At 47.3% G+C, this 14,283-nt stretch carries 13 protein-coding genes; 2 read left to right on the top strand and 11 right to left on the bottom strand.

The features are described 5' to 3' along the window. Window positions 1–8: 8 nt before the first annotated feature. From K6T23_RS10540 to miaB, 4 genes are all read right to left on the bottom strand, one after another. A complete protein-coding gene (locus tag K6T23_RS10540; protein ID WP_238284284.1) occupies window positions 9–2,171 on the bottom strand; it encodes a DNA topoisomerase III in 2,163 nt (720 codons plus the stop codon). A gap of 144 nt (window positions 2,172–2,315) precedes the next feature. After that, window positions 2,316–2,852 carry an outer spore coat protein CotE gene (locus tag K6T23_RS10535; RefSeq protein ID WP_048003961.1) on the bottom strand — a complete coding sequence of 179 codons (537 nt, stop codon included), beginning with the start codon at window positions 2,850–2,852 and terminating at the stop codon, window positions 2,316–2,318. Window positions 2,853–3,323: 471 nt separating this feature from the next. Further along, window positions 3,324–3,755, bottom strand: coding sequence for a YlbF/YmcA family competence regulator (locus K6T23_RS10530; RefSeq protein ID WP_079515990.1), 432 nt, complete (start codon window positions 3,753–3,755; stop codon window positions 3,324–3,326). Window position 3,756: 1 nt separating this feature from the next. After that, entirely contained in the window at window positions 3,757–5,313 is a 1,557-nt protein-coding gene (miaB, locus tag K6T23_RS10525; protein WP_238284283.1) for a tRNA (N6-isopentenyl adenosine(37)-C2)-methylthiotransferase MiaB, read from the bottom strand. A gap of 303 nt (window positions 5,314–5,616) precedes the next feature. Here miaB and K6T23_RS10520 point away from each other — a divergent pair, with 303 nt between their 5' ends. Then, window positions 5,617–6,579, top strand: coding sequence for a coiled-coil domain-containing protein (locus K6T23_RS10520; protein WP_238284282.1), 963 nt, complete (start codon window positions 5,617–5,619; stop codon window positions 6,577–6,579). Window positions 6,580–6,858: 279 nt separating this feature from the next. Here the strand turns inward: K6T23_RS10520 and K6T23_RS10515 are convergent, their stop codons facing one another. After that, on the bottom strand, window positions 6,859–8,022 hold the full coding sequence (locus K6T23_RS10515; RefSeq protein ID WP_238284281.1) for a hypothetical protein: 1,164 nt from the start codon (window positions 8,020–8,022) through the stop codon (window positions 6,859–6,861). Between the two features lie 119 nt (window positions 8,023–8,141). On the opposite strand from K6T23_RS10515, the gene K6T23_RS10510 reads away from it, so the two are divergent. Continuing rightward, window positions 8,142–9,023 (top strand): glycosyltransferase family 2 protein, encoded by an 882-nt coding sequence (locus tag K6T23_RS10510; RefSeq protein ID WP_238284280.1) that lies wholly within the window; start codon window positions 8,142–8,144, stop codon window positions 9,021–9,023. Window positions 9,024–9,057: 34 nt separating this feature from the next. Here K6T23_RS10510 and K6T23_RS10505 read toward each other — a convergent pair whose 3' ends face one another. The 6 genes from K6T23_RS10505 to K6T23_RS10480 form a co-directional block, all read right to left on the bottom strand. Further along, window positions 9,058–9,939 carry an NAD-dependent epimerase/dehydratase family protein gene (locus tag K6T23_RS10505; RefSeq protein WP_238284279.1) on the bottom strand — a complete coding sequence of 294 codons (882 nt, stop codon included), beginning with the start codon at window positions 9,937–9,939 and terminating at the stop codon, window positions 9,058–9,060. After that, entirely contained in the window at window positions 9,921–10,736 is an 816-nt protein-coding gene (locus K6T23_RS10500; protein WP_056537013.1) for an SDR family oxidoreductase, read from the bottom strand. Before K6T23_RS10500 ends, K6T23_RS10505 begins: the two co-directional genes overlap by 19 nt. Then, complete coding sequence (locus K6T23_RS10495; RefSeq protein WP_048003969.1) at window positions 10,733–11,725, bottom strand: SDR family NAD(P)-dependent oxidoreductase; 993 nt, start codon at window positions 11,723–11,725, stop codon at window positions 10,733–10,735. The genes K6T23_RS10500 and K6T23_RS10495 overlap by 4 nt, the downstream gene beginning before the upstream one ends. Further along, complete coding sequence (gene wecB / locus K6T23_RS10490) at window positions 11,715–12,809, bottom strand: non-hydrolyzing UDP-N-acetylglucosamine 2-epimerase (protein ID WP_079515983.1); 1,095 nt, start codon at window positions 12,807–12,809, stop codon at window positions 11,715–11,717. The genes K6T23_RS10495 and wecB overlap by 11 nt, the downstream gene beginning before the upstream one ends. Window positions 12,810–12,906: 97 nt before the next feature. Next, window positions 12,907–14,115 carry a glycosyltransferase family 4 protein gene (locus K6T23_RS10485; protein ID WP_238284278.1) on the bottom strand — a complete coding sequence of 403 codons (1,209 nt, stop codon included), beginning with the start codon at window positions 14,113–14,115 and terminating at the stop codon, window positions 12,907–12,909. A gap of 4 nt (window positions 14,116–14,119) precedes the next feature. Further along, window positions 14,120–14,278, bottom strand: coding sequence for a hypothetical protein (locus K6T23_RS10480; protein WP_179125796.1), 159 nt, complete (start codon window positions 14,276–14,278; stop codon window positions 14,120–14,122). Between the last annotated feature and the right edge of the window lie 5 nt (window positions 14,279–14,283).

Here is a 14,283-nt window from a genome sequence, read left to right as displayed (position 1 = left end):
CTTTACAGTTATTGATCAAGCTTTAATTTAGCAAGTGCATCGGCAAGAGCCGTATTGACCGGTTCGTCCGTCTGCTGGGTTTTCAAGTACTGATTGACATCCCTTTTTGTTGCTTTACCGCCCTTTTCCTTCTTCCTCCGCTGATTGAAGGTAGAAAGCTTTTCTTTGTGACCGCACACGCATACGAACAGTTGTCCATCGCCTTCTCCCTTAAGTTCAAGGCGCTTGTGGCAGTTCGGGCAGCGTGCATTCGTCTTTTTACTGACGTTTTTGCGATGTCCACACTCACGATCCTGACAAACGAGCATTTTCCCATTGCGATTCTTAATTTCAAGCATGAGATTCCCGCAATCCGGGCATCTCGTTCCTGTGAGATTGTCATGGGAGAATTTTTTAGTGGATTGCTTGATTTCATGGACCGACTTTTTCGTATATTCCTTGATTTCCTTCATGAATTCTTGTTTGCTCAGTTTGCCACCGGCAATCTGCTCCAGCTTCATTTCCCATTCTGCAGTCAGTGTTGGAGACCTCAACTCAGAGGGCGCCAGATCAAGCAGCTGTTTCCCTTTAGACGTTATGGTGATTTCTTTCCCCGTCTCTTCGATGAGAGCCGTGTGGAATAGCTTTTCAATGATGTCGGCACGAGTCGCCACGGTACCAAGTCCCCCGGTTTCCGATATGGCCTCCAACAAATTCTGATCGCTGCCTTTCATGTACTTGCGTGGGTTTTCCATGGCGGTCAGAAGGGTTCCTTCATTGAATCTTCCCGGCGGCGTGGTCCTGCCTTCCGTATGCTTTACCGACAACAGGGGCAGACTCTCCCCTTCAGCTATCGCGGCCTTCAACCCTTCAACGATTTCATTCTCATAAACGGCCTTCCAGCCTTGATCCAGTACCCTGTTCCCCTTGAGTTGGAACCGGTTCTGATCGATCCTAGCCGTGACGGTGGTCTGCTCATAAGAATACGGAGCGTAGAAAGCAGCGACGAAACGCTTCACGATCAGATCATAGATTTTCCGTTCCCTGTCCTGGAGCTTCTGAAGAAAAGGTGTTTCCTCCGTTGGGATGATGGCATGGTGATCACTTACCTTGGTGTCATCTACATACGCTTTTGAAAGGGTAAGCTTTCCTTTCAATGCATGATGCACGATTCCCCTGTACTCTTGGACATTGACGGCCATCAGACGATCTTTCAGTGTATCGATCATATCACTCGAGAGATGCCTGCTGTCGGTCCTGGGATATGTGACCAATTTATGCTGTTCATAAAGCTTCTGCATGATCGACAGCGTTTCCTTTGCCGAAAAACCATATACTTTATGGGCATCCCGCTGGAGCTCAGTCAAATCATAAAACGAAGGTGCAGGATTCTTTTTCGTTGCTTTTTTGACCGTATCGATCGTAAGCGGTTTTTTTTGCGCTTTCAAGGCAGCTTCTACCCGTTCCACTTCTTCTTTTGAAAACGACCTTGATTCTTGACCTTTAAGCCATGTAAAGGTCCCTTTTGAGGTGACCGCTTGGATCTCATAGTACGGGACGGGCTTGAAGTTCCTGATTTCCTCTTCCCGCTGCGCGATGATACTGAGCGTCGGAGTTTGTACACGACCACAGGAAAGCTGGGCATTATGTTTGGTTGTCAAAGCCCTTGTGGCATTCATGCCGACATACCAATCCGCTTCTGACCTTGCCTCTGCAGCCCTATAGAGATTTTCATAGGCTTTTCCATCTTTTAAACGGCTGAAACCTTGCTGAATGGCTTTGTCGGTTACGGATGAAATCCATAAACGCTTCAACGGCTTTTGCGGCTTCGCCTTTTCCAGGATCCACCTTGCGACGAGTTCTCCTTCACGCCCGGCATCCGTTGCTATGACGATTTCTTTTACATCCGGCCGATTCATCTGGGTTTTTACGGCATTGAATTGTTTTCCTGTTTTTTTGATCACTACCAGCTTAAGATCTTTCGGAAGCATCGGCAGGTCTTCTATCTTCCACGTTTTATACTTGTCATCATAGGTTTCGGGGTCTGCAAGGGTAACGAGATGCCCAAGGGCCCAGGTTACGATGTACTCTTTTCCTTCCAAGAATCCGTTCCCTTTTTGTGTGCAGTTAAGCACCCGTGCGATATCTCTTCCGACAGAAGGCTTTTCTGCCAGAACCACTGTTTTTTTCATGTTTAAAAATCCTTTCATGATCGGTCTTCCCACCCATTTTAGCATACTTCCATGCAATCGGGCAGGTGCTTGCCACAAAGAAGAAACCATCCGTTCGGATGGTTTCATAAAAAAACTAGGAAGAGGCCGTCTTCCTAGCAATCTTTACTCTTCGATGCCTTCAAGGAATTCCGGATCCAGTTCTTCAAACTCTTCGTCATCCAGGTCGCAGTCCCAATCATGATCATCACAGCCGTCAGGATTCACCAGGACACATACTTTTGTTTCACCGATCACTTCCACCAGGAATTCACGTTCTACATGAACGATGATTTTATTCCCATTCGGTGAGATGACCGCTTCGCAGCAGTTCGGCTGTTGGAGTACGCGGGCGCACACTTCAAGATCATCCGAGCAATCAGGATCGCGGTATTTCAATTTGATGACGTCTGTATATTCGACTCGCTCAGTGACCACGGATGTCTTCGTGTTGTCGCTGTGGGAGTACCATACGTTGATATCATAACAACCCTGAATCTCTACTTTTTTCCCTACTTTGTGTGCCTTGTACTCGTGATTGATGATCCAGCAGCCTAAAATGCTCGATGGGTGATGCGGCGGGCAAATCGTATGATGGGACTGAGTGAATTTGCGTCCCTTCGCTACGACCGCTTTTGTAATGATCTCTCTATATTCTGCCATTCGAGCGTACCTCCTCATTCATTTTCAATTCATCTTATGCGATGACTTAGGTGTTTGTGCGAGTAAATTGGATTGCATGAAAGGATTGTTGCGAGATACTGTATTGTATGCGAATACCCAAGGGATGTTACGAAAAGGAGAGCGTATGCGAGGCGCAGCGATGGAAGAAGAGGGTTGGGATAAAACAAAAAAGGGACAATCTAATGACGGACACGCGATCCATTTAGGTTCTTTAAACCGATTTCTCTGCAAGTTTTCGCTTTCTGCGGGGAGCTGGCGATCCACCCCACATGCCTTCAGGGGGCGATGCTTCCCGCAGTTGTCTTTTCCTTGCTCTCCAGTCCACCGTTAGACACCATGAAAATGTTCATTAAATAAATGAAAAACCCGAATTGTTGCCTTGCAGCAGGCAAAAATTCGGGTTTTTCGATGACTAAAACAGGTTTGTTTAAGCCTTATCTAATGGGAAACTTATGAGCAGCTGCCCGGCATGGAATTACGGACCTGAGACCCGGTTTCTCCCCTTAGGATGTCCCCGCCGGTCGTTTCAATGATGTGGTCGGTCACATTGTTGGAGATGACCGATGCTACGATCTGAAGCAGATCATTCACATCCTCTTGAGATTCTTTAAACTGCTGGACAATAGGAATAGCGTCAATTTCATTTTCCAGGTTCTCAATTTTTGCTTCAACCATCTTCAGTGCTTCACTTTTGCCGTAGTGTTGGAAGTTGACCGCCTGCTTTTGAAGGCTCTTGATGCTTGCAATCATTTCTCTCACTTTTTGATTTTCGTGAATCTGTGCCTCTGCACGTTTGAAGAAGTCCACTTCTTCTGTATCTGCGATCATTTGTGCAAGATCGCCTGCATGCTTGATAATATCGTCTTTTGTATATTTCGCCATATCAGTTCACCTCTGCCGGTATTTGAAATTCAGATCCGATTAGACCTTCTTCGATCATTTCCCCATCGAGCGACCAGCTTTTGGTATCGGTGATCTTCACCTTCACGATTTTGCCAATGGCCGTCTTGGGTGCCTTGAAATTCACTAGTTTGCTCCTTCTTGTATATCCGGCGAGCACCTCCGGATTCTTCTTACTCTCTCCTTCTACAAGGACTTCCACGATTTCGCCTTTATAGGGCAGGAGTGATTTCCCGGAAAACTCATTGACCACTGCATTCAGTCTGCGCAGACGGTCTTTTTTTACATCGTCAGGAACATTATCCGTCATTTTGGCCGCAGGGGTCCCTTCCCGCGGGGAGTAGATGTACGTGTAGGCCGATTCGAAGCCCACCTCCCTGTACAAGGAGAGGGTCTCTTCGAATTGCTCTTCTGTTTCATTCGGATAACCGACGATGATGTCTGTGGTCAGGGCAACATCCGGCATGGCCGTCTTGATCCTCGCCACGAGGTCAAGAAAGACCTCACGTGAATACTTTCTGGCCATGATCTTCAGGACAGAAGTGGAACCGGACTGAACAGGTAGATGGATGTGTTCGACGAGATTCCCTTTCTTCGAAAGGACTTCGATCAGATGATCATCAAAATCGCGTGGATGACTGGTCGTAAAGCGGATCCTAGGGATATCGATCTTCCTCAATTCGTCCATCAGGTCCCCGAGTCCGTAGTCCATATCTTCAATATCCTTACCGTATGCATTGACGTTCTGGCCAAGAAGGGTGACTTCCTGATACCCCTGAGCAGCCAGCGACCGTACTTCCTGAATGATCTCTTCCGGTCTTCTGCTCCGTTCTTTCCCGCGTGTATAGGGTACGATGCAGTACGTGCAAAACTTATCGCAGCCATACATGATATTCACCCAAGCCTTGATGTTTCCCCTGCGCACCTTCGGAAGGTTCTCGATCACATCCCCTTCCTTTGACCAGACCTCTACGACCATGGCCTTGGACATATATGCCTCTGAAAGGATTTCAGGGAGTCTGTGGATATTATGGGTACCAAAGATCATATCGACTTGCTGATACGTTTTCAAAATCTTTTTGACGACGGATTCTTCCTGTGACATGCACCCGCATACGCCGATGAGCAGTCCCGGATTCTCCCGTTTCAGCGCTTTAAGGTGACCGAGCTCCCCGAACACTTTGTTCTCCGCATTCTCCCGGATGGCACATGTATTCAGAAGGATTACATCCGCATCATTTGTGTTATTCGTTGCCTCATAGCCCAGGGCCATGAAGATCCCGGCCATGACCTCGGTATCGTGTTCGTTCATCTGACAACCGTATGTACGTATGTAGAATTTCCTTCCTGTTCCAAGGCCTTTGAATTTATCATCAATGGTGAAGTCATTATGATACTGGACTTCCTCTTTCCCGCGTTTTTTTGCTTCTTTCAACGAAGGCGGAATATAGACGCTCTGAAAATATTGACTGTAATCCTTCTCGCTTTTAGCTGATGTCGGATTAGCCTGCTGTCCATGTTTTCGCTGTTCCTCATTCATGAGTAGTCCCCTTTCAAGCTTTGTAACGAGAGAACGACCTCCCCGAACTGTAACCGCTTCAATAAGAAGGTATTCTGCTTGTTTAAGTATATCGGTTTTTGGAAGATCATACAATAGCCCCCTGCATCTATCAACAATGCAGCACAAATTGGGCATTCTCCCCGGTTGCGCCGCGAGGAGGGGTGCATACGGTAAAATTAACGAACGATCGAGGAGGAGAAGGTCATCAGACAGGAAGAAAAACAACCCTCGTATTATATCGAAAACGGGGAAACCGTCTATTTAAAATCACAGTTGCACCTATTGAAACAAGAGATTGCCCGTCTGAGTCGGGGGGTATTGTTTGCAGAAGCAGCTTTTTATAAGAAGCGCCTATCAGAAGTTCAGTTACAATGGGAAGCCTCTCTGGACGAAATCGCATCTCAGCAGGCGATCGAGGAAGAATTAATCAGGGATCGGAATCATTTCCTCCAAATATCAGAGGAGATCACCGCAGAAGCAGCCAATCTACGTGAGCAATTATCAGCCTCTGAAACATCCCTGCATCATTGGAAGGAAAAATCCCTCACCATTCAGAGTGAAGTCAACATCCTGAAGGAGAAAAATGCTCAACTGAACGGAACGATCTCAACATGGGAGCAGGAAGTCTCTGCTCTTACTGATGAAAATGATACATTGAGAGAATGGTATGATCGCATCAAAACCGATGCGTTGAAGAAGGATGAGAAATTGCTCAATCAACAAGCCCATATCGAAGATTTGAGAAAAGCTCTCTGCCGTTCGGAGGATTCCAAGAATGACCTTTTCAAAAGCCTGATTACCAAAACGGAACAGTTCGAGGAGTTGGTATCGGAGCGTACCATCGCCCTAACTTCCCTTGAACGAGCAAAAGAACAGTTGAAAGTAGCCGAAATCGAAAAGATGACGTTCATCAAAGAAATGATGGCAGGGATCCAGCAGGAAATGAAGGATTACGAATGGCTCATGGAATCAAGATTCGGGGATATAGATCAAAATAGGAAAGAACAGGAAGGGCGGTTGGATGATATAGAAGCTCTCCAGATACTCGGCATCCAGCGACAGCATGTATTCATGCAGGAGCTGATCGAAGAAACGGATCGACGATTCTTTGACGAAATCCAGTCCATCCGCTCAACGAATCATTCCCTATCCTCTCAGGTCCAAGAACTGAGGGGGATGATCGAGCATCATCGCAGGCGCCAGATCAAACCCAGTACCATACGGACCTCCAATTCCGAATCATAAAAGAAGAGGCTGTCGAACTAGGTACCATTTAATAACACCTACGATCCCTATATTCCTGAAAATCCCAGGGAAAGACCTGCCTTTCAGCCTGTGAGCCTCCTCTGCAATCCTACGGTGCGTCACCCTTTTCCCAGGATTCTTCGCCTTGCACTCCAATCATGCACAAGAAGCAATGTAGATGTTCTTAAAGAAAGGAAAGACCCGAATTCATTCACCTTATTTCTGGTGAATGAATTCGGGTCTTTCCATGACTTAAACTCGTTTGTCCCAGCCTATCTATTAAAATGTAATGAGGATTTTGTTTTGTGACTGGATCTGTAGATTCTCCCCTTCCACATATACAAACCCCACGATCGTGGCAGCAGTTTGTTCATCGAGAGATTCGATTGAAAACTGCACGCCTTCCACCTTGATGGTCTCCCCCGGAGCCATTTGAAGAGGTTGAATGGATTCAATCCAGTATTCCCCTGTTTCATACGCCTTTTCAAGCCAATCCTTGCCTGCATACTGCCATCCTTGCGCTCCGGTCTGGCCTTGGAGGGAGAAAAGCTCACTCATTTCAGGAGGCAGGATTTGACCGCCGATTTCGACCCGGTCATGAGGATCGACCCTAAAACAGAGCTTTGGATTTTGGAGAACGGCTGTCCCTGTATTTTTAATGAAGAAATCTGCTTTCACCGTATACTTATCCAGCTTCCGATTCGGCAAAACATTGTAATCAAAGTAAGAATGAGCGCTCACGATTTTCTCGGTGCGCTGTTGCTGTTTCCTTCTCTTCGCTTCTTCATATTGCCTGTCTTCGATTTCCTGCACCCTTGCTTCTTTTACCGGGGGGTCGCTCGGCTTCATAGGTGGAGGCGATCCTCCGATGGACAAAAGGGTCAGGTATGGAATCAAATCCGTCTTCAAGATGGATTTCAGCATGCAGTTCGCCACGATGGACGGGGCTTCCACAGAAAGGAATTCATCCCACTCCCTGCCTTTGAAAACAAAGCGATATCGATGGTCAAAAGGTCTTCCTGGCAGCACGTTGATGCTCCCGAATTTAATATCTCCTTGATAGATTTTAATAAGACTTTTCACATCGACTGCCTCCACAGCATTGGAAAACCCGAACGAGAGTGATCGTTCTTTATCTTCCGTCTGAGCAAATTGGACATCTATGAATTTGTCCGGTGGTTCCTCTTCCTTGTTATTTGCTGTGCGAACTTTCATTCCATTAAACTCCATAATGGATTTGAACACACGAAAAAAAGCTTCTTCTTTGATCCCGGTTACAGCTACCTCCACTTTTTTTCCAAACAATGGTGAAAATACCTCCATCTCTCCTGATGGATCCCTTTTATACTCGAACTTATACTCTGCGCAAAACCATTGAATATACGGAAGGAGGTGATCTGCAAGCTCCCCCATCTCTCTTCCGTCCACTTTCCATTTCACCATGTGCATCACCCAATACTCATCTTATGAACTCATCCCCTGACTTATGTTATCTGCATGATTCACGGTCGGACCGAAGCCACATACACTGATTCAGAGGCATGTAGTAAAGGAGCGTCGAGATGAGCAGGCATATACCCAAAGTTTCCGTTGTATTCCCTGTGAAGAACGAAGGAAAGAATGTTAAGATGACGTTGGATTCCCTTTTCAACGTCAAGACGAATGTCGAGGTCGAGGCGATCCTTGTGGACGATGCGTCCACCGATGACGGCTTCGCCTTTCTCTCAACCTATGAACATAAACAAAAAGTGATCTATGTACGGGCAGAAGGGGTAGGTCCCTCTGTTGCCAGGAATCTGGGGGCGGAAGCTGCGCACTACCCTTATATCGCTTTTTGTGATGCCCATATGACCTTTGAACATTTCTGGTTGGACCGTCTTGTCTATCCACTGGCAAGCGGGGTGACAGATGCCGTTTGTCCAGCCATCGGTTCACTGGAAGACCCCTCCATCGTAGGATACGGACAATCCTTGACTCCTTCACTGAAGATTAAGTGGAACCCCAGAGGGAGGGGGCTTTTTGAAACAGCTATTCTTCCCGGTGCATGCATTGTCATGAAGAAAGAGACATTCGATGATATCGGCGGTTTTGAACCTGGATTTTATTCGTGGGGGCACGAAGATGTAGAAATTTCGATCAAACTTTGGCTTTTCGGATACCGATGCCACTGCGATCCTACGGTGACCATCCTTCATTTGTTCAGGACGGCCCACCCGTACAGTGTGAACTACGAGGGGATCTACTACAATCTCATGAGGATGGCCTATCTTCATTTTGATGATGCCAGGATCGAAAGGGCCAAATCCCTGATTGTGCATGGTTCATCCATCAAGATTGACCGAAAGGTGCTCCAGGATGGGGTGCTCCAAAAAAGAACAGAGTATATGAAAAAAAGGAAGACCAGCATCGATACACTATTCAAGAAATTTTCGATTTACTTCTGACCTTGCGAAAACAACAAAAAGGTAATCATCCCGATTACCTTTTTGTTGTTTTCATATAGTCATGGATATCTTCCAATGTTTGTGTGAACGGAATGGCCGGTTCCCATCCCAGACCCCGGGTTTCTACCGCAGGGTACAGCTCCTGGACAGTTCGCTGAAAGAGGTCTGTACTGAAGGTGATTCCGCTTCCAGCTATATCCCTTATAGCCCTCGCTACTTCCAGAAGGGTCCGGTTCCGACCGGAGGCCACTGTATAATTCCCTCCGCGCTCTCCGTTTGCAATAATCCTCTCATAGGCACAAACCGCATCCCTGACGTCTAGGAAATCCCTTTGATCGAGTATATTGGCGAAGTGAAAAGCTTCCTTCTCTTCCACACAGCTCCTTGCTAAAAGGGAACAGATTCCTGTTGATTCTCCCGGACCGCATAAGTTAGAGGAGCGGGCAATCCGAACATCCAATCCGAAAAGTGTGCACCAGGAGGAAGCAAGGCCCGTCTGCATGAGCTTGGATACGCCATATGGATGCGCCGGCTGATAGCCGGCGTTCCATTCCAGTACCGAACCCGTGATCAATATGATAGACTTCGGTGCGCAGATCCTCAAAGCTTCCAACAGATTCAAGGTTCCCAGTACATTTATGCGGAATGTGAAAGCAGGCTTCTCCCAGGCAACACCACCGTGATTCTGAGCAGCAAGATGAAGCGTGATGTCGGGATTCACCTCTTGCACCACCCGTTTGACTTGCTGTTCATCCATAATATCGCATGGTACAAGCGTCACATCTTTCATCATTGTCGGTTTCCTCACTAGACCGTACACTGTGTATCCCATGCCTGCAAACAAGGCACAAGCGTGACGTCCCGTGAATCCCGAGGCTCCGGTCACAAGGACCCGTTTCATTTTTGTCGCATCCATTCGACCATTTCTATGAGCATGTTTTTGTAATCCTGAACAGGATAATGAACGTCTTTCCGGGTATGCACGAGCGTCTTATCATGAACCGGAGTCAGTGACGCTGTGATGGTCACGTCATCTTTTTTGAGAACTTCTTTGAAAAGTTGAAGGAGCTCATACTTACTGATTCTTCCCGGTGTGCACAGATGATAGAGTCCTGTTGCACCAGTGGGGATCAAGTGATCGATGGCTTTGGCGAGTTCGAGGGTGGTCACACCGTTCCAAAATACATTCGCATATCCTTTCACTTCACCTTGTTGCTTTAAGAACCAGTGAAAGAGACCGATTCCATTCTCCTTCAATTCAGGTCCGATGATCGAAGTCCTGATGGTCAGATGAGGTGAGCGGGTCACCTCACCGATCGCCTTCGTCTTGGAATAGGCAGTGGTGCCATCCTTCTCATCATTCTCTACATAGCTTCCCTTTTCTCCTGAAAAGACGCAATCCGTACTGATATGGATAAGTTTTCCACCGTATTCATCCAGTACTTCCGTCAAAAAATGGGGCAGAAGGCCATTGACGATGATGGCGTCCTTGAGTCTGGCCTCTGCATCCCCATTCAGGAGTCCGACGGCATTGATGAGCACATCCGGCTTGTGATGCAAGATGACGTTCCTTACACCGGCAAGGCTTGTTACATCAAGTTGGATCCCGTCTTCATTCCTGGTGGTGTAGAGGACGTCATGTCCCTGCTTTTTCATATAGGAGGTGATGACATGGCCAGCCATGCCCCTGCCCCCCAATACGAGGATCCTCATTCCAGAAAGCCCCCGTCCTTCAGCATGGACTTGATCTGATCGTAATTGATGATATTATCACTTGAGGAATACGTATCAAGATCAACCTGCGGGAAGTCTTTGTAAAATTCTGTTAATCCTTCGATGTGAATCGTCGGGAGAATGACGAAGTATTCGTTGTCATACACGATGGTATTGTGGCTTTCAAACTCCGTCAGAAGCAATTCATGCAATTTTTCCCCCGGTCGGATCCCTAGTTCCTCCACTGTGACTTCTTGATCAGGGGAATATCGATCGATGAGAACTTGAGCCAGATCCATGATCTTGCACGTCGGCATCTTCATGACGAAGATTTCTCCCCCATGGCTTTCGTAAGTGGCTTTGAACAACAGTTTGATGGCATCTTTGATGGTGAGGAAGAAACGGGTCATGTTTTTATCCGTTATCCCGATTTTCGACTTTTCCTTGATGCCATGCTTGAAGACGTGGATGACGCTTCCATTTGTCCCCAGTACATTCCCGCCCCGTACACAAACAAATTTCGTTTTATCAGTCAGCACATTGGCATTGATGATCAGTTTTTCTCCCATGGCTTTCGTGAATCCATAGAAATTGGACGGATTGGCCGCTTTGTCAGTGGAGATATTGATTACCTTCTCCACTTCATTTTCAATGGCGGCGTCGATGATATTCTGGGTACCCATCACATTCGTTTTAAGTGCTTCAAGTGGCTGATGCTCACATACCGGTACATGTTTAAGTGCCGCAAGATGGAAGATATAATCGACTTTCTGAGCCGCCTCCATCACCGCTTCCTTATCACGCACATCCCCGATCAGGAACGTCAGGCGCGGGTCGTTCTCGAATTTTTGCTTTGTCAGTACCTGACTTGTTTCATTCCGGGAGAAGATCCTGATTTCCTTCGGATTTTTCTCAAGAAGCTGGGATACGAGTTCGTTACCCCATGATCCCGTTCCTCCCGTTACTAAGATTGTTTTATTAGTAAACAATTTCTGTCCCTCCTAAAAGTATATTGATCACTTTATCCGACACATGTTCATCCAAGTATTCTGCAGGACACTTCCAATTCGCAGCCTTGGAACACATGACGTTCACACCGTTCACGATGTTCGCTTCCACCAGGCCGGAAATGAAGTTACTGCCACAGTCAACCGTTTCCGGTCTTTCGGTCGTCTTCCTGACTGTTACGGCCGGCACATGGAAGATGCAGCACTCTTCCTGGACCGTTCCGCTATCGGTCAATACGCAATACGCCTTTTTTTCGAGCTGTATGAAGTCAAAGAATCCGAATGGTTCATGGAATTCAATTCTTGGATCGATGGATAGATCAGGCATGGCCAATAACTTGGAGCGTGTTCTCGGATGTGCGCTGAAGATGATTCTTTTTTTGTGGGTGGTCGCAATGGTGTTCATGGCTTGGATGATGGAGGTAAGGTGGTGGGGGTTGTCTACGTTTTCTGCCCTGTGGATCGTAGCCAGGAAATAGTCCCTTTCTTCTAATGAAAGGTCTTTAAGTATGGTGCTGGAATCAATGTCCGTTTCATAATGCTTCAGAACTTCATAGATGGGATTGCCGGTTGTGATGATTTTGCTTGGTGTCATCCCTTCATTGAGAAGATTGGTTTTGCTATACGGAGTATAAACGAGATTGAATGATGAGACGGAATCGATGATCTTCCGATTCTTCTCTTCCGGTACATTCAAATCGAAGCAGCGGTTCCCTGCTTCCATGTGGACGACAGGAATCATCATCCGTTCGGCCAGGATGGCACTCAGCCCGCTATTCGTGTCGCCAAGCACAAGCACTTTATCCGGCTTCTCACGGATCAGTATCTCTTCAAGTCCTTCATATAAGGCAGATAGCTGCTTGCCAAGTGACTGCTGCTTATCCGACAGGACGTAGTCGGGTGCACGCAGGCCAAGCTCCTGATAGAACACACCGTTCAATGAGTGGGTGAAGTTCTGCCCTGTATGCACGATGACATGCCGATCCGCAAGCTGATCGAGCTTTTTCATGATGAGGCTCAGCCTGATGATCTCCGGCCTCGTCCCCAGTACTGTAACGATTTTCACCTGTGACCTCTCCTTTCTGTTTCGTCTTAATACTCTATGATAGAATGCGGGAGCTGTCCTAGACTCATCACCATGTTTTGGTAAAAAGGCGCATCCATCAGGTATTCAGGTTCATCGCTGATTGATAGAATGCCCCAGCATTCTCAATGAGGGATGGGAGACCCCATTTTTCCCTGCTCCGTTTCCAAGCTTGCTGCCCCATACGATCCCGTTCCGCTGGGTGTCGGATGATAAGATCCAATGCATTGGAAAGCTGGAGGCTGTTCCCTTTCTCCACGATCAGACCCGTTCCCTGATGATCGACCATTTCCGGAAGACCTCCAGCGTTGGAGGCAATGACCGGTACCCCCATCATTTGCGCCTCGATGACGGCGAACGGCTGATTTTCCTGAAGGCTCGGAATGACCAGAACGTCTGCCTTCTGCAGAATCTGCACAACATCATTCCGGTTACCAAGGAAGCTTACCTTGGACTCAATCCCAAGCTGCCTTGCCTGAGCCACCAGTCTCTCCTGCATCTCACCTTCTCCTAGGATCAGGCATTCCCATTCCAGTGAGGGAGAAAGCATTTCGAGCGACTCCAGAAGGTGGTGGAGGCCTTTCAGGTACACTAATCTGCTGATGGCCACAATGGTACACTTTCCTGAAGGACGCTCTCCGGGATAGGCAGGGAATTGTTCGATTGGAACCCCATAGTTGAAGGTCATGATCTTATAAGAAGGTACGCTGTATTGATTCAGCAGGATGCCCCTCATCCACCTGCTTGACGTATGGAGAGATGTACTGCTGTCATAGCCGATTTTCTCCAACCTGGCGTAATACTGAAGGACGAAACTGCTCCAGATGTCACCATCGGATTTGCCGGGATTAGTCGCTTTGATTTGATGGAAGATCGCTCCGGACAAAAAGCCATGGATGGATGTAACCATGGGGATATGGGCAGGTTTCATCCTGCTTATCGATACCGCCGACAGAACATCCTGACAGTGGATAAGGTCATATTGCGACAAATCATGTTCTGCCAGTCCACGTTCAAAAAGATATCTGTTCACTTCTGCATGATACACCCATGGATCCTCAATCAATCTCGGAATGGACTTCCTGAGTTTCCGCTCGATCATGGGCCGGAAGGGTAAAAGTTCGATCGTATTCCCTTTTAAGAGGTTCAATACCTGAGTGTTTGTAGAGTTCGAGCAGATGATATCGACAGAGTGCCCTTTTGCAACAAGACCATCATGAAGATTGGAGACAAATGACCAAATGCCGCCTCCGGGTAATGGGAAGATGGTAGCAATCAGGATTTTCATCGGTTCACCATCCCCCTGCATGCCGTTCGAGCAGTTCTCTCAGCCGTGGATCTGGGATGGCATACTTCGGCTGTGTATTCGAATGGGGTCTCGGGAGCGGTTTTTTAGCCGAAATGGGCGTGCTCCTGACAGGGAAGCGATACGTATTTTTTCTGGGCAACAACTCTT

Source organism: Rossellomorea marisflavi (assembly GCF_022170785.1).
GTDB classification, from domain to species: domain Bacteria; phylum Bacillota; class Bacilli; order Bacillales; family Bacillaceae_B; genus Rossellomorea; species Rossellomorea marisflavi_B.
This window is presented reverse-complemented; position numbering and strand designations above follow the sequence as displayed.